At 74.9% G+C, this 19,953-nt stretch carries 21 protein-coding genes, 1 tRNA gene and 1 riboswitch; of the genes, 11 read left to right on the top strand and 11 right to left on the bottom strand.

Annotated elements, in window-relative coordinates; all coding sequences use genetic code 11:
• Positions 1-35 precede the first annotated feature (35 nt).
• Together AWH51_RS08075 and AWH51_RS08070 are read left to right on the top strand one after the other, a co-directional pair.
• Positions 36-1,001, top strand: coding sequence for a carbohydrate ABC transporter permease (locus AWH51_RS08075; RefSeq protein WP_063071571.1), 966 nt, complete (start codon positions 36-38; stop codon positions 999-1,001).
• A complete protein-coding gene (locus AWH51_RS08070) occupies positions 1,001-1,990 on the top strand; it encodes a carbohydrate ABC transporter permease (protein WP_063071570.1) in 990 nt (329 codons plus the stop codon). The genes AWH51_RS08075 and AWH51_RS08070 overlap by 1 nt, the downstream gene beginning before the upstream one ends.
• Positions 1,991-2,012: 22 nt before the next feature.
• On the opposite strand, the gene AWH51_RS08065 is transcribed toward AWH51_RS08070, so the two are convergent.
• The 5 genes from AWH51_RS08065 to AWH51_RS08045 form a co-directional block, all read right to left on the bottom strand.
• Entirely contained in the window at positions 2,013-2,336 is a 324-nt protein-coding gene (locus tag AWH51_RS08065; RefSeq protein ID WP_063071569.1) for a DMT family transporter, read from the bottom strand.
• 10 nt (positions 2,337-2,346) lie between these two features.
• Positions 2,347-2,411: riboswitch (guanidine-III (ykkC-III) riboswitch) on the bottom strand.
• Between the two features lie 48 nt (positions 2,412-2,459).
• Positions 2,460-3,818, bottom strand: a complete 1,359-nt coding sequence (locus AWH51_RS08060; RefSeq protein ID WP_063071568.1) for an ABC transporter substrate-binding protein — start codon at positions 3,816-3,818, stop codon at positions 2,460-2,462.
• A 128-nt stretch (positions 3,819-3,946) separates the two neighbouring features.
• Positions 3,947-4,858 (bottom strand): alpha/beta hydrolase, encoded by a 912-nt coding sequence (locus AWH51_RS08055; protein ID WP_254654516.1) that lies wholly within the window; start codon positions 4,856-4,858, stop codon positions 3,947-3,949.
• Positions 4,859-4,918: 60 nt separating this feature from the next.
• Entirely contained in the window at positions 4,919-5,905 is a 987-nt protein-coding gene (gene glpX / locus AWH51_RS08050; RefSeq protein ID WP_043668345.1) for a class II fructose-bisphosphatase, read from the bottom strand.
• A gap of 57 nt (positions 5,906-5,962) precedes the next feature.
• A complete protein-coding gene (locus AWH51_RS08045; protein WP_254654515.1) occupies positions 5,963-7,228 on the bottom strand; it encodes an AI-2E family transporter in 1,266 nt (421 codons plus the stop codon).
• 107 nt (positions 7,229-7,335) lie between these two features.
• On the opposite strand from AWH51_RS08045, the gene AWH51_RS08040 reads away from it, so the two are divergent.
• The 4 genes from AWH51_RS08040 to AWH51_RS08025 all read left to right on the top strand — a co-directional run bounded on the left by AWH51_RS08040 (position 7,336) and on the right by AWH51_RS08025 (position 11,185).
• On the top strand, positions 7,336-8,454 hold the full coding sequence (locus AWH51_RS08040) for a FecCD family ABC transporter permease (RefSeq protein WP_081234976.1): 1,119 nt from the start codon (positions 7,336-7,338) through the stop codon (positions 8,452-8,454).
• 69 nt (positions 8,455-8,523) lie between these two features.
• Positions 8,524-9,552, top strand: a complete 1,029-nt coding sequence (locus tag AWH51_RS08035; RefSeq protein WP_063071567.1) for an ABC transporter substrate-binding protein — start codon at positions 8,524-8,526, stop codon at positions 9,550-9,552.
• Complete coding sequence (locus AWH51_RS08030; protein ID WP_063071566.1) at positions 9,549-10,358, top strand: ABC transporter ATP-binding protein; 810 nt, start codon at positions 9,549-9,551, stop codon at positions 10,356-10,358. Before AWH51_RS08035 ends, AWH51_RS08030 begins: the two co-directional genes overlap by 4 nt.
• On the top strand, positions 10,355-11,185 hold the full coding sequence (locus AWH51_RS08025; protein WP_063071565.1) for a class I SAM-dependent methyltransferase: 831 nt from the start codon (positions 10,355-10,357) through the stop codon (positions 11,183-11,185). The genes AWH51_RS08030 and AWH51_RS08025 overlap by 4 nt, the downstream gene beginning before the upstream one ends.
• On the opposite strand, the gene AWH51_RS08020 is transcribed toward AWH51_RS08025, so the two are convergent.
• Together AWH51_RS08020 and AWH51_RS08015 are read right to left on the bottom strand one after the other, a co-directional pair.
• The gene (locus AWH51_RS08020; RefSeq protein ID WP_063071564.1) at positions 11,140-11,877 is read right to left on the bottom strand and encodes an ABC transporter ATP-binding protein; all 738 of its coding nucleotides are present in this window, start codon (positions 11,875-11,877) and stop codon (positions 11,140-11,142) included. The two genes, AWH51_RS08025 and AWH51_RS08020, sit on opposite strands and share 46 nt — an antisense overlap.
• Entirely contained in the window at positions 11,874-12,959 is a 1,086-nt protein-coding gene (locus AWH51_RS08015; RefSeq protein WP_063071563.1) for an ABC transporter permease, read from the bottom strand. Before AWH51_RS08015 ends, AWH51_RS08020 begins: the two co-directional genes overlap by 4 nt.
• A 147-nt stretch (positions 12,960-13,106) precedes the next feature.
• On the opposite strand from AWH51_RS08015, the gene AWH51_RS08010 reads away from it, so the two are divergent.
• Together AWH51_RS08010 and AWH51_RS08005 are read left to right on the top strand one after the other, a co-directional pair.
• The gene (locus tag AWH51_RS08010) at positions 13,107-14,288 is read left to right on the top strand and encodes a sensor histidine kinase (protein WP_063071562.1); all 1,182 of its coding nucleotides are present in this window, start codon (positions 13,107-13,109) and stop codon (positions 14,286-14,288) included.
• The gene (locus AWH51_RS08005) at positions 14,285-14,905 is read left to right on the top strand and encodes a response regulator (RefSeq protein WP_063071561.1); all 621 of its coding nucleotides are present in this window, start codon (positions 14,285-14,287) and stop codon (positions 14,903-14,905) included. The genes AWH51_RS08010 and AWH51_RS08005 overlap by 4 nt, the downstream gene beginning before the upstream one ends.
• A 159-nt stretch (positions 14,906-15,064) precedes the next feature.
• Here the strand turns inward: AWH51_RS08005 and AWH51_RS08000 are convergent.
• A tRNA-Ser gene (locus AWH51_RS08000) sits at positions 15,065-15,154 on the bottom strand.
• A gap of 130 nt (positions 15,155-15,284) precedes the next feature.
• Entirely contained in the window at positions 15,285-15,869 is a 585-nt protein-coding gene (locus tag AWH51_RS07995) for a hypothetical protein (RefSeq protein ID WP_063071560.1), read from the bottom strand.
• A gap of 173 nt (positions 15,870-16,042) precedes the next feature.
• On the opposite strand from AWH51_RS07995, the gene AWH51_RS07990 reads away from it, so the two are divergent.
• Positions 16,043-16,684: an HAD family hydrolase gene (locus AWH51_RS07990; protein ID WP_063071559.1), complete on the top strand. Its 642-nt coding sequence runs from the start codon at positions 16,043-16,045 to the stop codon at positions 16,682-16,684.
• Positions 16,685-16,725: 41 nt separating this feature from the next.
• Here AWH51_RS07990 and AWH51_RS07985 read toward each other — a convergent pair whose 3' ends face one another.
• Positions 16,726-17,451: a GAF and ANTAR domain-containing protein gene (locus tag AWH51_RS07985; RefSeq protein WP_063071558.1), complete on the bottom strand. Its 726-nt coding sequence runs from the start codon at positions 17,449-17,451 to the stop codon at positions 16,726-16,728.
• A gap of 50 nt (positions 17,452-17,501) precedes the next feature.
• Positions 17,502-18,203, bottom strand: a complete 702-nt coding sequence (locus AWH51_RS07980) for a GAF and ANTAR domain-containing protein (protein ID WP_063071557.1) — start codon at positions 18,201-18,203, stop codon at positions 17,502-17,504.
• Between the two features lie 181 nt (positions 18,204-18,384).
• Between AWH51_RS07980 and AWH51_RS07975 the strand changes: the two genes are divergently transcribed.
• A complete protein-coding gene (locus tag AWH51_RS07975; RefSeq protein WP_063071556.1) occupies positions 18,385-19,122 on the top strand; it encodes an NADPH-dependent F420 reductase in 738 nt (245 codons plus the stop codon).
• Between the two features lie 10 nt (positions 19,123-19,132).
• On the top strand, positions 19,133-19,933 hold the full coding sequence (locus AWH51_RS07970) for a sulfite exporter TauE/SafE family protein (protein WP_063071555.1): 801 nt from the start codon (positions 19,133-19,135) through the stop codon (positions 19,931-19,933).
• Positions 19,934-19,953: the final 20 nt, after the last annotated feature.

The raw sequence follows: 19,953 nt of genomic DNA, 5'->3' as shown, positions 1-19,953 counted from the left end.
ACGACGCCCCGATCCACCAGTCGACGAGGACCACCATGACGACGACGAGCCGCCCGCCGCGCAGCGCCCGCGCCTCCGCCGACCGGGCGCCCCGTCCCCGCCGCTCCCGCATGGCCCGCCGCGAGGCCGTGGCCGGCTACCTCTTCATCAGCCCGTGGATCGTCGGGTTCCTCGTCTTCACGCTCGGCGCGATGGTCTACAGCCTCGTGGTCTCGTTCAGCGACTACAACCTCGCCACCGACGTGGCCACCCCGGTCGGCACGGAGAACTACGAGCGGCTGTTCTCGGATCCGCGCGTGGCCCTCTCGCTCGGCAACACGCTCTTCTACGCCATCCTCGCGGTGCCGTTCGAGGTCTGCCTCGCGCTCCTGCTCGCGATCCTCCTGGCGCGCCTCGGCCGCGGCGCCGGCCTCTTCCGCACCCTCTACTACCTGCCGAAGATGACCCCGACGGTCGCGACCGCGAGCGTCTTCCTGCTGCTCCTGAACGGCAACACGGGCGCGGTGAACCAGGGGCTCGAGGCGATCGGCATCGACGGCCCGCAGTGGCTCATCGACCCCGACTGGGTGAAGCCGTCGATCGTCCTCATGACGCTGTGGGGCGTGAGCGGCACCATGGTGATCTTCCTGGCCGCCCTCAAGGACGTGCCGCGCGAGCTCTACGAGGTCTCGTCGCTCGACGGCGCCGGCCCGGTGCGGCAGTTCTTCGCGATCACCGTGCCGATGATCTCCGGCGCGATCTTCTTCAACGTCGTCGTGCTCACCATCGCCGCGCTGCAGGTCTTCGACCAGGCTTACCTGCTCTTCTGGCGCGACCAGACGAACGCCTCCCCGGACTCGTCGCTGTTCTACGGCGTGTACCTGTTCCAGCAGGCGTTCCGCTCGTTCGACTTCGGGTTCGCGGCGGCGATGGCGTGGCTGCTGTTCGTGATCGTGCTGCTGATCACTCTCGTGCAGGTGAAGCTGAGCCGCCGGTTCGTCTACTACGAGGGGGACCGCTGATGGCCGTCACCGACCGCACGCCGGACGCCGCCGCGACCACGACGCCCGCCGCCGCGACCGGCGACCCTCGCCTCGCGGCCGCCCTCACGCCGCGGCCGTCGCGGGATCCGTCGCCCCGGGGCGCCGACCCCGACCGCGGCCGCCGCGTGCGCTCCCGCATCGGCCGCGGCCTCATCGCCGCGGTGCTCGTGGGCTTCGCGCTCCTCTTCCTCTACCCGTTCGCGTGGCTGCTGGCCGCGAGCCTCAAGCCGCGCGGCGAGGTCTTCGACAACGCGCTGTGGCCGCGCACCTTCACGCCGCAGAACTACGTGGAGGTGTGGGAGCAGCTCCCGCTCCTCGGCTGGATGGGCAACAGCCTCGCCATCGCGCTGCTCTCCGCGGCGCTCGTGTCCATCTCGAGCGCGCTCGTGGCGTTCGGCTTCGCGTACTTCCGGTTCCCGGGCCGCAGGATCCTGTTCGGCCTCGTGCTCGCGACCATGATGCTGCCGGGTGCCGTCACGATGGTGCCGCAGTTCCTCATCTGGAAGAACCTCGGGCTCATCGGCACGTGGATCCCGCTGTTCGGCATGAACCTGTTCGGCTCGGCCTTCTACATCTTCCTGCAGCGCCAGTTCTTCCTCGGGCTGCCGCGGGAGCTGTTCGAGGCCGCGCGGCTCGACGGCGCCAGCTACTTCGGGATGTTCCGGCGGATCGCGCTGCCGCTGTCGATCCCGTCGTTCGTCATCATCTTCATCTTCGAGTTCCAGGCCAGCTGGAACAACCTGCAGGCGTCGCTCATCTACCTCAACGCCGGCAGCGTCGAGGGCTTCACGGTGCCGCTCGGCCTCTCCTACGCGATGACGGCGTTCAGCCCCACGAACGGCGGGCAGGGCGACTACCAGCTCGTGATGGTCGCGGCGCTCCTCGTGACCCTGCCGATGCTCGTGCTCTTCGCGTTCGGCCAGCGCTACTTCGTGGAGGGCATCGCGACGCAGGGGCGGAAGGGCTGATGCGCCCGGCTCCTGCCGCGGGTCAGCTCCCGGAGTCGACCAGCTTGAGGCCGACCACGCAGCCGACGAGGCCGAGCAGCAGCAGCACCTTCACGACGCTCGCGGGCTCCTCGCCCGTGATGATCGCGTAGGTCACGGTGAGCGCCGCGCCGATGCCGACCCACACGGCGTACGCGGTGCCCGTGCTGATCTCGCGCATCGCGAACGCGAGCCCGGCCATGCTCGCGACGACGGTCACGGCGAAGACGACGGTCGGCACGAGCTTGGTGAACCCGGCGGACTTCCCGAGGGCGGTGGCCCAGACGGCCTCGAGCACCCCGGACACGATGAGGACGATCCACGACATGACTTCTCCTTGCGGCCAGTCTTGTCGCGTTCCGGGTACTGATCCCTCGTCCGGGAGCGCGGGTGGGCGCCCGCCTCCGACGCTACCCGGGCGCCCTGGTCACGGCGTGTGCAGATCGGCGGATCAGCGCGCCGCCTGCTCGTAGGCCCGCATCGCCGCGGTCTGCGCGTCGCCGAGCGCCTGCTCGGGCGTCTTGTCGCCGAGGAGCGTCGAGGCGACCGCGTTCTGGAGCTCGCTCTGGATCTGCTGCCCGGCGGGCGACCCGCCGATCGAGCGTCCTTCCGCCACCACGTCGTAGAACGTCGCGATGGCCTGGTCGATCCCGTCGTCGCCGCTCGGCACGACGTGGGCGTCGCGGACCGCCTGGTCCGCGGCCGGAGATCCCGTGAACAGGCCCGTGTAGATGCCGCCGTTCTCGGCGACCGTGGCGGCACGGACGTCGCCCGCGGCCTCCCACGCCTCCTGGCTCGTGAGGTCGAGCATCCACGCGCACGCGGCGTCCTTGTTCGCGGCGCCCGCGGGGATCACGAACGCGGATCCGCCGGCCACCGCGAAGGGCTCGCCGTCGCGGTCGCGGAACGGCACGGCCGAGATGTCGATGTCGTCGCGGTACGGCGCCACCACGTTGAGGTACCACTGGGCGTCGACCTGCGCGCCCACCTGGTCCTTCACGAACTGGTTGCCGTCGCCGAACGTGTCGAACGCGTCGGTGAAGCTCTTCGCCTTCGCGTAGCCGCCCTGCGCGTCGGACAGCCGCTGGAGGAACTCGAGGCCAGGGAGGTTGGCGGCGTCGTCGAGGGTGGGCTTCCCCTCGTCGTCGACGAGCTGCCCGCCGAAGCCGAGCATCCAGAGGGCGGCCTGGCTGGTGGGCACGGCGTCGAGGCCGAGCACCGCGGGGTCGCCGCCGGACTCCCGGTAGACCTTCCCGACGGCCTCGAGGAGCTGGTCGGGCTTCGAGGTGTCGAACTCGTCGGCCCTCACGCCGGCCGCCGCGAGCACGCGCTCGTTGAGGAGGATCGCCGGCGGCTGGAAGAACTGCGGCACGGCCCAGATCGCGTCGTCGTAGCGGATGTCGTTCGTGACGGACTCGTAGAAGCGCTCCTCCGGGTCGACGCCGTTCACGGAGTAGCACTCGTCGAGCGGGAGGATCAGGTCCTGGGCCGCGTAGGTCGCCACGAACTGGCGGTCCATCTGCACGACGTCGGGCGTCTGGCCGCTCGCGACGCGGGTCGTGAACTTCTGCGCGTCGAACGCGGTGGAGTCGAGGTCGATCGTGACGCCGGAGAGCGCGTCGGCCGCGTGCTGCATGCGGGCCTTCCCCACGTCGTCCGCGCCGTCGAAGGCCCACGCCTTCAGGGTGCCCGTGGCCTCCTCCGTGAAGGAGGCGTCGGCCGAGCCCGTGCCGCCGGATCCGCATCCCGCGAGCAGCGTGGCCGTGGCGGCCGCCGCGATCACCGCGAGCGTCCTGTGTGTCCTGGTCATGGGGATCCCTCCGCGAGCACCGGGCCTCGTCGCCCGCTCCTCGAACGTACGCCGCTTCTCCTCCCGCGATCCGGGCGGCCGCCGGCGGGACGGCGCGAGCGCGGGCCGAGCCAGGGCGCGCGCTCGCGTCAGGCGCGGAGCAGCTCGACCATCGCGTCACGCGCGCGGGCGCCCTCGGGGATCGGCATGAGCGCGTACACGTGCAGCAGGTTCGGCTCCACGTGGATCCGCACCGGGTGCCCGGCGGCGGCCGCCTTCCGCTCGAGGGCGCGCGCGTCGGCGAAGAGGATGTCGTGCGTGCCCGTGAACACCGTGATGCGGCCGACGCCGGCGAGCGATCCGCGCAGCGGGCTGACCCGCGGATCCTCCACCGGCAGGTCCCCGCGCCACGACTCGACGGCGGCGCGCAGCCCGTCGACCGCGAGCCACGGGTCGGTGGGCTGGATGCGCGCGATGAGCGGATCCGCGAAGGAGAGGTCGAGCGCGGGTGAGAGCAGCACGACGTCGCGCGGCGCGGGCACGCCCCGGTCGCGCAGCGCCAGGGCGGCCGACAGCGCGATCTGGCCGCCCGCCGAGTCGCCCATGAGCGCGACGCGGTCGGCGCCGACCTCCGCGACGAGCGCCGCCGCGAGGTCGGCCGTGCGCTCGACGACCTCCGCGGCCGTGCCCGAGGGGACGAGCGGGTAGATCGGCACGGTGAAGGTCGTGCCGGTGCGGCGCGCGAGGCCCCCGACCAGCCACCAGTGGAACGGCGAGATCTCGTGGGTCCAGCCGCCGCCGTGCGCGTAGAGGGCCCGGCGGCCATCGCCACCCGCGGCCCGCGCCGGCGCCACCTCGTAGACGTGCCAGCCGCGCTCCACCCGCGCGGTGACGCGCACCCCGCGCAGGAGCGGCGGCGGGGCGAACCCGCCCGGCCGCAGCACGCGGCGGCCGGCCCGGCGCATCGTGCGGTCGGGCGACGCGAACTCGCCCTGCCCGCCGACCACCGCGATGACCGGCGGCACGAGCCGCGACATCAGGCTGCGGGGCGTGCGCGTCACGGCCGGGGCCGCATCGTCGGGGTGGTCGGGGTCGTCATGGTCGTGCGGCGTGCGGTCGGGTCAGGCCGCGGGGCTGTACCACTTGGAGACCAGGTGGTCGGCCTCCACGCGGCGGATGGTGCCGGAGTGCGAGCGGAGCACGATGCTCGAGGTGCGGATCATGCCGCGGTGGCGGGTGACGCCCGCGACGAGCGCGCCGTCGGTGACGCCGGTGGCGACGAAGTACGCGTTGTCGCCCGTGACGAGGTCGTCCTGGTCGAGGATGCGGTCGAGGTCGTGGCCCGCATCGATCGCCCGCTGCCTCTCGGCGTCGTCCTTGGGCGCGAGGCGCGAGAGGAGCACGCCGCCGAGCGCCTTGATCGCGCACGCCGTGATGATGCCCTCGGGGGTGCCGCCGATGCCGACGCACATGTCGATGCGCGAGTCGGGGCGGGCCGCGTTGATGCCGCCGGCGACGTCGCCGTCGAGCAGGAGGCGGGTGGAGGCGCCGGCCGCGCGGATCTGCGCGATGAGGTCGGCGTGACGCGGCCGGTCGAGCACGGCGACCTGCATGTCCTCCACCGCGAGGCCCTTCGCCTCGGCGAGCGCGCGGATGTTGTCGCCGATGGGGCGGTCGAGGTCGACGACGCCGCGGCCCTCGGGGCCGGTGACGAGCTTGTCCATGTAGAAGACCGCGGACGGGTCGAACATGCTGCCGCGGTCGCTGACCGCGATGACGGAGAGGGCGTTCATGCGGCCGGCGGCGGTGAGGCTCGTGCCGTCGATGGGGTCCACCGCGATGTCGCACGCGGGGCCGAAGCCGTTGCCGACGTGCTCGCCGTTGAAGAGCATCGGCGCCTCGTCCTTCTCGCCCTCGCCGATGACGACGAGGCCGTCGAACGCGACGGTGCCGAGGAACTTGCGCATGGCGTCGACCGCGGCCCCGTCGGCGGCGTTCTTGTCGCCCTTGCCGATGAAGGGGGCGGAGCGGATGGCCGCGGCCTCGGTGGCCCGGACGAGCTCCATCCCGAGGTTGCGATCCGGATTCGAGTAGTTCTCCTCGGTCATGGTGGGGTCCTCCCGGTAGAGACGTTGGCGGTCGGCTCCGTCGACTCCGCAGGTGCGTCAGTCCGATCCTACGGCGGGGGCGCCGGCCTTCCAGCTGCCTCCGGCGATGTGCCGGACCATCACGTTCAGGGTCGCCACGAGGGGCACCGCGAACAGGGCGCCCGCGACGCCGCCGACGTAGGAGCCGGCCGCGACGGCGAGCACCACGGCGAGCGGGTGCACGTGCACGGCGCCGCCCATCACGAGCGGCTGCAGCACGTGCGACTCGAGCAGGTGCACGCCGATGACCGCGGCCAGCATGATGACCGCCTGCAGCGGCCCCACGAACACGAGCGCGATGACGACCGCGAAGGCGCCCGAGACGATGGCCCCCACGACCGGGATGAAGGAGGCGAGGAACACGACGACCGCGATGGGGATGGCGAGCGGGAGCCCGAGGAGCCACGCGGCGATGCCGATGCCGACCGCGTTGCCCGCGGCCACGAAGATCTGCACGCGCGTGAACGCCGAGAGCGTGCCCCAGCCGGCGCGGCCGGCGCCGTCGATGGCGGGCCGCGCGCGCCGCGGGAACACCCGGACGACGAAGCCCCAGATGCCGCGGCCGTCGATGAGCACGATGACGATGGTGAAGAAGGCGAGCAGCGCGCCCGTGACCAGGTGGCCGACGCCGAGACCCGCGTCGAGCGCGCCGGTGAGCAGCGCCTCGCGGCTGTTCTCGAGGGCCTTGCCCGCGGAGGCGAGCAGCGCGTCGTAGTCGGCCGGCACCACGTTGAAGGGCGGCTGCGCGAGGAGGTCGCGCACGTCCTCGAAGCGCGCCATGGCCTGGCGCTGCAGGGTGGGGATGCCCGTGTTGATCTGCGTGACGAGCAGCAGCACGAGCCCCGCGATGACGACGGCCGTGGCGAGCAGCGTGGACGTGATGGCGACCCACGCCGGCCAGCCGCGCTTCCGCAGCGACGCGACGAGCGGCTGCAGCAGCGCGCAGACGAGCAGGCCGATGAGGAACGGGATGACCACCTCCTTGAGCGAGACGAGGATCCACACGGCCCCGGCCACGGCGATGCCGATGACGATGAGGCGCCACGACCAGTCGGCGGCGAGCAGGACGCCCGGGGTGACGCCGCGCTCGGCGGCGCGGCGGGCGTGCGGGGTCGTGACGACGGGCGGCGCGGACGCGCCCGGCGAGGGCTCGACGTCGTGGGACATGGCGGTGCTCCGATCTGGATGCGCGAGGAGGACCGTCCCTCGATTCGAGGTGAGGCCGGCGCCCATCATGGCGGGGCCCGACGGGAACGCGGGCGACGGCGCCCGATGCGTGTGCATGAGGATCCTCCGCGTCGCTGTGCGGGATCCGTGCGGCGCCGCCCCCAGGGGTCGGGCGTCGCCCATCGGACATGTGAGAATGCTTCTCGACAACAGGAGGACGCCCGATGGATCCGCTCGTCGAGCATCCCGATGCCCCCGCGCCCGCTGCCGGGCGGGCACCCGTCGCGGCCCCGGCTGCCTCCGCCCCCTCCGTCGCCGCCGTCCTCCGCCGGGGCCGCACGACGCTCGGCGTGCTCGCCCTGCTCCTCGCCGCGGTCGTGCTCGCGGCGCTCGCGATCGGGCCCGTGCCGCTGCCGCCGACCACGGTCGCCGGGATCCTGGGCGAGCGCCTGCTCGGCCTCCCCCGGGGCGACTGGTCGGACTCGGCCGCGCAGATCGTGATCGGCACGCGGGCGCCGCGCGTCGCGATGGCCGTCGTCGCCGGCGCCGTGCTCGCGGCCGCGGGAGCGCTCCTCCAGGCGCTGGTGCGGAACGCCCTCGCGGATCCGTACCTCCTCGGCCTCAACTCGGGCGCGTCCACGGGCGTCGCGTTCGTCGTGCTCGTCGCGGGCGGCGGCAGCGCGCTCCTCTTCTCCGGCGCCGCGCTCGCGGGCGCGATCGGCGCCGTGCTCCTCGTGACCCTGCTCGCGGGCGCCGCCGACCGCCGCGGTCCGCTGCGGCTGGTGCTCGCCGGGCTCGCCGTCGGGTACGCGCTCAACGCCGCGACGAGCTTCCTCGTGTTCTCGAGCGACTCCCCCGAGGCCGCGCGATCCGTGCTGTTCTGGCTGCTCGGATCCCTGGCCAGCGTGCAGCCGCTCGCCCTCGCGGGAGCGGCCGTGGCCGCCGCGGTCGGCCTCACCGCGCTCGTCGTGGTCGCGCCGCTCGTGGACGCGCTCGCGTCCGGCGACGACTCCGCGCGCTCCGCGGGCCTCGACCCGGAGCGCGCGCGCATCGGCCTCATGGTCGGCGTCTCGGCGATGGTCGGCGTGATCGTCGCGGGCGTCGGCGGCGTGGGCTTCGTCGGCCTCGTGGTGCCGCACCTCGCCCGGCGGCTCGTCGGCGGGCGGCACCGCCTGGTGATCCCTGCGGCCGCGCTGCTCGGCGCGATGCTGCTCGTCGGCGCCGACACGGTCGCGCGCACGGCCCTCGCGCCGCAGGAGATACCGGTCGGCGTGGTCACCGGGATCCTCGGCGCGCCCTTCCTCCTCGTCCTCCTCCGCCGCGGAGGGATCCGCGCGGCCTGAGCCGCCGACCCGCCGCCACCTCGTCCCCGCACTCCCCCCGCACATCGACCGACCGACCCAGGAAGCCCCATGACCCGATCCCCCGCGCCCCGGCGCCCGCTCACCGCCCGGCGCCCGCTCGCCCTCGTCGCCGCCGCGACCCTCCTCGCCGGGCTCGCCGGCTGCGCGCCCGCGCCCACCAGCGCGCCGGGCGCCCAGGATCCGTCCGCCGGCACGTCCTTCCCCCTCACCATCACGAACTGCGGTTCGCCCGTGACCCTCGCGGCACCGCCCCAGCGCATCGTGCTCGTGAACGCCGACGAGATCCCGAACCTCGAGGCGCTCGGCGCCGTGGACCGCGTGGTCGCGATGACCGGCTCCCTGCAGCCCGACCTCTACGACCCCGCCACGTACGACACGCTCGCGAAGGCCGACGTCCTGTCGACCGAGACCAACGCGACCGGCGGATCCGTGGTGTCCCAGGAGAGCCTCATCGGCATGCGGCCCGACCTCGTCATCGCGCCCGAGAAGGCCGTCGACCGCGCGGCCCTCGCGGCCAGCGGCATCCCGCTCTACACGCCGAGCGCGTACTGCGCGGATCCGGCGCCCGAGCTCCGCACGACCGCCACCTTCGACCGCGTGTGGGACGAGCTGCGCTCGCTCGGCGCGGTGCTCGGCGCGGGCGACCGCGCGGAGCAGGCGATCACCACGGCCCAGGCCGGCCTCGCGGATCCCGCGCCCGACGCCGGCACGGCCGCCGCGCTCTACGTCTCCTCCGGCGGCAGCGTGCTCTCCCCCTACGGCGGCCCGAGCATGGTGACGCCGGTCTTCCAGGCGGCCGGCCTCCGGAACGTCTACGCGGACTCCGACCAGCGCGTGTTCGACGCGAACGTGGAGGACATCGTGGCCCGGGATCCGCGCACCGTCGTGCTCCTCTACTCCAGCGGCTCGCCCGACGACGCGATCGCCGCGTTCCGCGGGGCGCCCGGCGTCTCCGGGCTCTCGGCCGTGCGGGACGGGCGCGTGGTGGCGCTGCGGTTCCCGTTCACGGATCCGCCGAGCATGCTCTCCGCGAAGGGCCCGGCCGAGCTCGCGGGGCTCCTGGCCGCCCTGCCGTGATCCGCGCCGAGGGCGTGCGCGTGGTCGCGGGCGGGCGCGTCCTGCTCGACGACGTCTCGTTCGAGGCGCCGACCGGATCCGTGACCGGCATCGTCGGCCCGAACGGCGGCGGCAAGACCACGCTGCTGCGCGCGCTCGTGCGCGCCGTGCCGCTCGCGGGCGGTCGCGTCACGATCGACGGCGAGGACGTGCGCACGCGCTCGCGCCGCTGGATCGCCCGCCGGATCGCGGAGGTCGGCCAGCGCCAGGAGCCCGACGAGTCGCTCACCGTGGCCGACGAGGTCGCGCTCGGCGGGCTGGCGGAGCACGGCGTGCTGCGGGCGGGCGGATCCTCGCGGGACGCCCGGATCGCCGCCGCCCTCGACGCCGTCGGCCTCGCGCACCTGGCCGCCGACCGGCTCGCGACCCTCTCGGGCGGCGAGCTCCAGCGGGTCGCCCTCGCCCGGGCGCTCGCCCAGGGCGCCGGCCACGTGCTGCTCGACGAGCCCACCAACCACCTCGACATCCGGCACCGGCTCGAGGTCGTGGGGCTGATGCGGCGCATCGCCCCGACCGTGGTCGTCGTGCTGCACGACCTCGAGGCGGCCGCCGCGGCCTGCGACCACGTGGTCGTGCTCGACCGCGGGCGCGTGGCCGGCGCCGGATCCCCGCGCGACGTGCTCCGGCCCGACCTGCTCGACGCGGTCTACGGCGTGCGCACCACCGTGATCCCCGACGCCGACGGGCACCCCCACCTCCGCTTCACCCTCCCCGCGCCGGGCGACCCGCTCGGCGCATCCACCCCCCTCGAGAGGACCCGACCATGACCGACACCACCACCGCACCCGCCCCGAGCGAGGCCGACGCCGCCGTGATCGCGGACGCCCGCTCCCTCGCCGCCCGCTGGGACGCGCAGCAGACCGGCTACATCCGCCACCGGGCCGAGCGCTTCGCGACCATCGCGCGGGTCGTGCGGCATGTGGCCGCGGGCTCCGCCGCGCCGCGGATCCTCGACCTGGCCGGCGGCACCGGCTCGCTCGCGCTGGAGATCCTGGCCGCGATCCCGGGCGCCACCGCCGTCGTCGCCGACAAGGACCCGGCGCTGCTCGCCATCGCCGCCGACCTCGCGCTCGGCGAACCGCGCCTGGAGATCGCCGAGGTGGATCTCGCGCACGCCGGCTGGGCGGACCACCCGCTCATCGCCCGAGGCGGCTTCGACGCCGTCGTCTCCTCCACCGCCCTGCACTGGCTGCAGCCGGCCGCGCTCGTCGACGTGTACCGCGCGCTGCCCGCGCTCGTCCGCCCGGGCGGCATCGTGCTGAACGGCGACCACCTCTCCTACGACGCGCACCAGGAGGGCACGCTCCGGCGCATCTCCCTCGCGGACGACCAGGAGGTGCAGGACGCGGCGTTCGCATCCGGCGACGTCGACACCTGGGACGCGTGGTGGCAGGCCGTCGCCGACACCCCGCGCTACGCCGCCGCCCTCGCCCGCCGCGACGAGGTCTGGGGCGAGGAGCTCCACGTCGCGCCCCCGAAGGTCACGCTCGGCTTCCACCTGGAGGCGCTCCGCAGCGCGGGCTTCCCGGAGACGGGCACGCTGTGGCGCTACCTGGACGACGTGGTGCTGTACGCGGTGCGCGGGACGGACTGAGCGCGATCGCTCGCATCGTCCGCCACGATCCGCCCGTCCACCACCGTGACGAGCCGGTCGAGCGCGGCGCGGTGCACGAGGTCGTGGGTCACGAGCAGGGTCGCCGTGCCCTGCTCGTGGCTGAGCTGGGCGATGAGCTCCATGATCTCGGCGCCGCGCTCCTGGTCGAGCGCGCTCGTGGGCTCGTCGACGAGGAGCACGGACGGGCCGTGCACGAGGGCGCGGGCGATGGCGACGCGCTGGCGCTGCCCGCCGGACAGCTGCGCGGGCCGCTTGCCCGCGTGGGCGGCGAGGCCCACCGCGTCGAGGAGCTCGTCGGCGCGGACGCGGACGGCGCGACGCCGCGCGGATCCGCCGCCGCCGAGCTCCGCCATCACGAGGAGCTGCTCGCGCGCGGTGAGCGACGGGATCAGGTTCGACTGCTGGAACACGATCCCGATGCCGTCCCGGCGGAGCGCGGTCGCCTCCGTCCGGCTGAGGGTCGCGGCGTCGACGTCGCCGATGACCACGCGGCCGGAGTCGGGGCGGATCAGCGTCGCCGCGACCGCGAGGATCGAGGACTTGCCGGAGCCCGACGGCCCGGTGATGCCGGTGACGACCCCCGCGGGCGCCGTGAGCGAGACGTGGTCGACCGCGGTGAGGCGGGAGTCCCCGTCGGGGAAGGTGAGGGTGACGTCGTCGAGGAAGATCATCGGTTGCTCCCGAGTGCGGTGAGGGGGTCGGCGTGGGTGACGGTGCGGAGCGCGACGGCGGCGCCGGCGAGCCCCAAGACGGCCATGACGGCCGCCGGGAGGACGGTGGTGAGCGGGCTCAGCAGGAACGGGATGGTGCCGCTCGCGAGGTATCCGAGGCCGGCGACCACGGCGATGCCGACGCCGATCCCGAGCACCAGCACCACGAGCGCCTGCCCGAGCGCGTCCCGGATGAGCGACGCGTCGGATGCGCCGAGCGCCTTGAGCACGGCGATGTCGCCGGCGCGCTGCATGGTCCAGACGGTGAAGAAGGCGCCGACGACGAGCGCGGAGACGCCGAACAGCATCGCGATCATCAGGCCGAGCGAGCCGACCTCCGACTTGAAGGTCTCGAGCGCGCCGAGGCTGGTGAGCGCCGGGGAGGCCGTCGTGTGCGTGGCGGCCTGGGCGACGTCCCAGTCGGGGGATCCGGAGACGGCGAGCACGGTCGCGTCGCCGTCGCCGCCGAGCCGCTGGTCGGCCGCGGCCCACGCGGCGGGGGTCAGCGCGACGACGGGCGTGTGGCTGTAGGAGGCGTCGCCGCCGATCGAGGCGACGCGGTAGTCGGTGCCGGCCACGGTGATCCGGTCGCCGACGGCCGCGTGCAGCGAGCGCGCGGCGGCCGAGGAGAGGCCGACCGCGTCATCGGCGGTGGGCGCGAGGTCGGTGACCGTCGACGCCGGGGCGCCGTGCGGCACCCCGAACAGCGCGACCGCGACGGCGGATGCGGCGTCGCCCGTCGGGGTGGCCCGGCCCTGGACGATGCCGACGGGCGTGACCGCCGTGACGCCCGCGGTGCCCCGCCAGGCGGCGACCGTGGCGTCGTCGAGCGACGACTGCGCGAACGACGGCTGGCCGGCGTCCGGCTGCGCGAGCACGAGCCGGTCGCCGGGGAGGCCGAGCACGGCGGAGACGTCCTGCTCCGCGAGGCCGCCGGTGAGCCCGGCGAGGAACCCCACGAGCAGGGTGATGAGCGCGACGACCGCGCCGATGAGCGCGAACCGGCCCATGGCGAATCGGAGGTCTCGACGGGCGACGAACACGGTGGATCCTTCCGGCGCCGGGACCCTCCCTGCCGCCGTGACGAGCCTCGCCGCCCGGCCCTCCACATCCATCGGGGAGGAGTTCGGTCCTCCGATCGAACTTCCGATTGATCCGCTCCCCGCCTCGCGCCCGTAGCCTTCAGGCACATGGCCGCGCACAGCACCCTCACCCCCGTCTTCGTCGGACTCCGCACGGGGCTGCACGTGCTCTCCGCGGCGCTGCTCACCCTCGTCGTGGTGCGCGTGCTCGTCGTCGAGGGGCCGCGGATGCCGGCCGCGCTCGCGCTCTCCGCCGCCTTCGCCGTGCTCTACCTGCTCGGCGCGCGCGTGCCGGCCGCGCGCCCGTCGCGCCGCGTCGCCGCGGGGGCCGTGTGGATCACCGCGCTCACCGCCGCGTGGATCGCGCTCCTCGTGCTGGTGCCGGATGCGGCCTACCTCGTCTTCCCCCTCTTCTTCCTCTACCTGCACGTGCTGCCGCGCGTCGTCGGGCCGGTCGCCGTCGTCGTCGCGACGCTCGTCGCCGTGGTGGCGCTGGGGCTGCATGGCGGGTTCACGGTCGGCGGCGTGATCGGGCCGCTCGTCGGCGCGGGCGTCGCGCTCCTCATCGGCCTCGGCTACCGGGCGCTCGCCCGGGAGTCCGCCGAGCGCGAGGAGCTCCTCGCCGAGCTGATCGCCACCCGCGGCCTGCTCGCCGCCACGGAGCGGGAGCAGGGGGTGCTGACGGAGCGCGCGCGGCTCGCCCGGGAGATCCACGACACGGTCGCGCAGGGGCTCACGAGCATCCAGATGCTGCTGCACGCGGCGGAGGCGGCGGACGGCGACCGGCCGGGCCTCGAGCACATCCGCCTCGCGCGCGCGACCGCGGCCGACGGCCTCGCTGACACGCGCCGCTTCATCCGGGAGCTGGCTCCGCCGTCGCTCGACGCCGGGCTCGGCGCGGCGCTCGGCCGGCTCGGCGCGCAGTGGCGCCGGGAGGGGCTGCGGATCGACGTGGCGGTGCCGCCGTCCGACCCGCCGCTCCCCATGGCCGTGCAGACCGCCCTGCTGCGGATCGCGCAGGGCGCCGTCGCGAACGTCGCCCAGCACGCCGACGCGCGGTCCGTCGAGATCGGCGTCGCCGTCACGGCCGCGCACGCCACGCTCACCGTGCGGGACGACGGCACGGGCTTCGACCCGGAGCGCGTCGGGGAAGACGCGGGCACGACCGACTCGTTCGGCCTGCGCGCGATGGCGCAGCGGGTGGAGCAGCTCGGCGGCCGCCTCGACGTCGACAGCGCGCCCGGCCGGGGCACCACCATCACCGCGATCCTGGAGGTCGATCCCTCGTGATCCGCATCGTCATCGCCGACGACCACCCCGTCGTCCGCGCCGGCCTCCACGCCGTGCTCGACGTCGTCGACGACATCGACGTGGTGGGCGAGGCCTCCACGCCCGACGAGGCCGTGGAGCTCGCCGCGTCGCTCGTGCCCGACCTCGTGCTGATGGACCTCCGCTTCGGCCAGGAGCGCACGGGCGCCGACGCGACCCGGCAGATCCGCCAGGTGGAGGCCGCCCCCTACGTGCTCGTGCTCACCAACTACGACAGCGATGGCGACATCCTCGGCGCGGTCGAGGCGGGCGCCAGCGGCTACCTCCTCAAGGACGCGCCGCCGGCCGAGCTGCTCGCCGCGGTGCGCGCGGCCGCCGCCGGCGAGAGCGCCCTGGCGCCCGCGGTCGCGAGCCGCCTCCTCGCCCGGATGCGCGCCCCGCGCGTGAGCCTGTCGTCGCGCGAGATCGAGGTGCTCCGGCTCGTCGCCGACGGTGCCTCCAACACCGAGGTGGGCGCGCGCCTGCACATCACCGACGCCACCGTGAAGTCGCACCTCGTGCACGTGTTCTCGAAGCTCGGCGTGAGCTCGCGGACGGCGGCGGTCGCGGCGGCGCGGGAGATCGGGATCCTGCGCTGAGGCGGATCCGCGGGGCCGGTCGACGGCGCGCGGACGCGCGCCCGGGGTGCGCCGGGTGAGATGCACGCGGTGAGATGCCCGGGAACGACGAAGGGCCCCGGTCTCCCGGGGCCCTTCGCGCGGATCGGGCTGCGCGCGAGGCGCGGCGCCGGATCCATCTGGCGGTGGCGGTGGGATTTGAACCCACGGTGGAGTCTCCCCCACACACGCTTTCGAGGCGTGCTCCTTAGGCCGCTCGGACACGCCACCGGGATCGAGTGTAGTACAGGGCCGGGCGGGAGCCGCACGGGCGGCGGGCGGCGGGCGGCGCAGCGGCGGCGGCCGACGAGCGGCGAGCGGCGAGCGGCGAGGCGGACCGCCGGCCGCGGCCCGACCCGGATCAGCGCGCAGCCGACAGCGCCCGCACCACCACCGGCACCTCGACGCGCACCGGAGCCGCCGCGAGCCGGCCCGCCGCACGCGGCACGACCACGGGCGCAGACGCGTCGACCACACGGATCCCGCGCACCTCGACCGCGCCGGGCACGGGGACGACGACCAGGTCGCCCGCGACCACGTCGGCGGGCAGGCGCACGGCCGCGCCGCCGATCTCCGCGGGCCGGGCCGCGGCGGTCGACGCCCGGCCGATCAGCCGCGCCTCCTCCCACGCACAGGCGAGGCCGGCGATGTCCGCGTCGACGAGCATCGCGCGCGGGGCGTCGGCGGTGGCGGGCGCGACCGCGAGGATCCGCAGCACGACCGCCGAGGTGCGTGCCGTAGCGGAGGCGCGCCCGCTGCTGCCCGGCTCGACCGCGGGGGCGGTCACGGTGCAGGCGGTCCCCCGCTCCGCGGCGAGCGCGACGAGGGAGACGTCGCCGACCCGCAGGTCGGTGGTGGTGGCGACGGTGCCGACGGGCCAGCGCGTGGCGGCGAGCGGATCCGGGATGCTGCGGCGGAGCGACGGGAGGATCGCGGTGAGGGTCATGGCCTCCGGTCTACCCCCGCGGGGCCCGGCCCGCGCCCGCCCTCACGGAAGCCGTGCGCGCGGGCCGGTGACCCTCACGGGATCCGCACGGCCGGCGGCACGACGCGCGCGCCGCGCCGCCCGACCGGGCATGCTCGAGGGACCGCCCGCCCGCGATCCGCACCTGGAGCCACATGCCCGAGAACCGCGACCCCGCCCTCCCCTGGCTGCTCTTCGACATCGGCGGCGTGCTCATCACGCGGCCGGACGACATCGGCGCGCTGGCCCGGGCGCTGGATCCCGCGGGGGTCGCCGGCGAGGACGCCGAGGCCCGCGTGCGCGAGGCCTTCGACGCGCACCGCCAGGAGTACGACCGGGGCGGGAGCGCCCGGGTCTTCTGGGAGGCGGTGGCCCGGGACGTCGGCGCCGACGTCCCCACGGACGACGGCCTCGCGGAGCTGATCGCCATCGAGCAGCGCCGCTGGGGATCGCCCGACGCGGAGACGACCGCCGCCCTCGACCGCGCCCTCGCCGCCGGCTACCGCCTCGCGGTGCTGTCGAACGCCCCGCACGAGCTGGCCGACGTGCTCGAGGACCGCGACGGCTGGGGAACGCGCTTCGAGCACGTGCTCACGAGCGCGCGGATCGGCATGGCGAAGCCCGACGCGGACGTGTGGCCGCTCGCGTGCGCGCGCCTCGACGCCCCGGCCGAGCGGATGGTCTTCGTCGACGACAAGCCCGAGAACGTGGAGGCCGCCCGCCGCGCCGGGATCCACGCGCACGTGTGGGAGGGGCTGGGCACCCTCGACCGGATCCTCGACGGCACGCTCGCCTGAGACCTGCCCCGCGCCCCCGCGCCCCCGCGCCGCCGCGCACGCTAGCCCCGCGCCCGCTCCAGCGTGATCCGCCCGGCCACGATCCCCTCGGCGACCTGGGGCATCGCCTGGCTCGTGCTGCGGGCCTGCCGGCGGATCATGCGGAACGCCTCGTCCATGTCGACCCCGTGCGTGTGCGCGATGACGCCCTTGGCCTGCTCGATGAGCACGCGGCTGTCGAGCGCGTGCCGCAGCTGGTCGCGCACGACGGTGCTGTCGCGGATGGTGCGCTCCTGCAGCACGCTGATCGTCGCGACGTCGGCGAGCGCCTGCGCGGCGACCGCGTCGGCGTCGTTCAGCACGCCCTCGTGATCGCGGAAGAGGTTGAGGGATCCGATGATGTCGCCGCGCAGCCGCAGCGGGATCGCGTGCACCGACACGTACCCGGCGCCCGACGCCTGCGCCGCGAAGGCCGGCCAGCGGTCGGCGATCGCGCGCACGTCCGCGACGGACACGACCCGTCCGGTGGTCACGGCCTCGACGCACGGGCCCTCGCCGACCTCGACCTGCATCAGCCCGACGAGCCGGCTCCTCTCGCTCGTGGACGCGACGACCTCGAGGTGCGCGGCGTCCGGCCCGATGATGATGCCCGCCGCGCTCGCGTCGAACAGCAGCGTGGCCTGATCGACGAGGGTCTGCAGCAGCTCCAGCACGTCGAAGTCGCTCACGAGCGAGTCGGCGAGGCTGACGAAGGTGCGGACGAGCAGTCCTTCGCGGGTGTCCGGCATCGGCGTCGTTCCTCTGGGTCGTTCGGGCGGTAGGTGGTCCGTGGTGCGCATCAGCGGTCCGGGGTGAAGTCGAGGACCCGTCCCACCACGTCCTCGGCGACGTCGCGCACGCTGCGCCCCGTCGCGAAGGCGTGGCCCCGGAGGACGAGGAGCGCGTCGGCCGGCGGGATGCCCATCTGCGCGACGACCATCCCGGTGGCCTGGTGGACCTCGCGGCGCGAGAACCGGCCCTCCCACGATCCAGTGTCCTCCTGCGGGGCGTCGGCGGCGAGGAGCGCGCGGCGGAGGACCTGGCGCGCGACGATGCGCGTGAGGCCGGTCGCGTCGGTCACCTGCTGGTGGGAGATGTCGCGGGCGGTGCGGGAGTAGAGGTCGACCGCGCCGAGGCTGAGGCCCGCGACCACGAGCGGGAACGCGAACACCGCGCCGAGCCCGCTCTCGTGCATGGCCTGGCGGGCGAGGGGCCAGGTGGGGTCGTCGGATCCGCGGACGTCGGGCTCGAGCACCGGCCGGCGGGTGGCGACGGCCACCCAGCACGGGCCCTCGCCGAGGTCGAGCTGGATCTCGTCGAGCCGCGCGGCGTGGTCGTCGGACGCGCAGAGGGTCTCGTTGCCGAGCGGATCCCCGAGGGTGGAGACCGCGGCGCCGTTCATCCCGATGGCCGCGACGAGCGGCCCGCAGAGGTCGTCGCCGGACGCGGTGGCCCGCTCGAGCGCGGAGGCCGCGTCGGCGTAGAGCGCACGGTCAGCCATGCGGATCCTCGCGATGGGGGATCGTGCGCATGTCGCCTCCTCGGCCCGTCGGATGCGCGGGCGGGACGACGGGACCCGACCGCCTCGCCACCCTACCTTCGGGACGGCCCGCGGCCCATGGCCCGGTGCCGCGCGGGCCATGATGCCGCCCGCGCCCGTCGCCGGAGGGGAGGATGGGGGCATGACGCAGCACGCCGACGCCCCCGCCCGCCGCGACGACGCCGAGGGAGCGGCGCCCCGGGCGACCGTCGGGATCCTCGGCGCCGGCAAGGTCGGCACGGTGCTCGCCCGCCGCGCCGTCGCCGCTGGGCACCCCGTCCTCATCTCCGGATCCGGCGACCCGTCGCGCATCGCCCTCATCGTCGAGGTGCTCGCGCCCGGCGCCGTCGCCACCACCTCGGCGGACGCGGCCGCGCGCGCCGACGTCGTGATCCTCGCCCTCCCCCTCGGCAAGCTGCCCTCCGTGCCCGCCGCCGAGCTCCGCGAGAAGCTCGTGGTCGACGCCATGAACTACTGGTGGGAGGTGGACGGGCACCGCGACGATCTGGCGCACCCCGCCTCCTCCACGAGCGAGCTGGTGCAGGCGTTCCTCCCCGACTCCACGATCGTCAAGGCCTTCAACCACATGGGGTACCACGACCTCGACGAGGGGCCGCGGCCGTCCGGCGAGTCCGGCCGCAAGGGCATCGCGGTCGCGGGCGACGACGACGCGGCGCGCGCGACGGTCGCGGCCCTCGTGGACGCGTTCGGCTTCGACCCCGTGGACATCGGTCCGCTCGCGGCCGGCCGCGTGCTCGAGCCCGGCCGCTCCCTCTTCGGCGTGAACGTGGACGCGGACGAGATCCGCCGCCTGGTCGCGCTCGAGTCGGCGGACGCCTCGCGCTGCGCCGCCTCCCCCGCCGCCGGCTCCGCCGAGTAGCCGGCGCCCGGTGGACATCGGCGGATCCCTCGGCGAGATCACCCTCACCGTCGCGCTGCTCATGCTGCTCGCGGCGCTCGCGGCCGGCTGGATCGACGCGGTCGTGGGCGGCGGCGGCCTGCTGCAGCTGCCGGCCCTGCTGCTCGTGCCGGGGATCACGCCGGTGGAGGCGCTCGCGACCAACAAGCTCGCGTCGCTGTTCGGTACGTCGACGAGCGCGGTCACCTGGTACCGGCGCACGCACCCGGATCTCCGCACCGCGCTGCCGATGGCGGCCGTCGCGCTGGCCGGCTCCTACGGGGGCGCGAGCCTCGCGGCGCTGCTGCCTTCGTCGGTGTTCAAGCCGCTCGTGGTGGTGGCGCTGATCATCGTCGCCGTCGTCACGATCGCCCGCCCGCGGCTCGGCGACGTGGCCGCGCTCCGGCACACGGGACGCAAGCACCACGGGATCGCGGCGCTGCTCGGCGTGGTCATCGGCTTCTACGACGGCCTCATCGGACCCGGCACGGGCACGTTCCTGATCATCGCGCTCATCACCGCGCTCGGCTACGACTTCGTGCTCGCGAGCGCCAAGGCGAAGATCGTGAACGTCGCGACGAACCTCGGCGCCCTCGCCTTCTTCATCCCGCAGGGCCACGTGCTCTGGGCGCTCGCGCTCGGCATGGGCGTCGCCAACATGCTCGGCGGCTACGCGGGATCCCGGATGGCCGTCGCCCGCGGCAGCCGCTTCATCCGCGTCGCGTTCATCGTGGTGGTCGCGGTGCTGATCGTGAAGGTGGGGTCGGACGTGGTGGCGGGGTGGGCGGCGTGAGTAGCCGGGCGCGTCCCCGC

It is taken from the genome of Clavibacter tessellarius, assembly GCF_001618005.1.
Classification (GTDB): domain Bacteria; phylum Actinomycetota; class Actinomycetes; order Actinomycetales; family Microbacteriaceae; genus Clavibacter; species Clavibacter tessellarius_A.
Note: the sequence above shows the minus strand (reverse complement) of the source record. Positions and strands in the feature narration are given on the sequence as shown.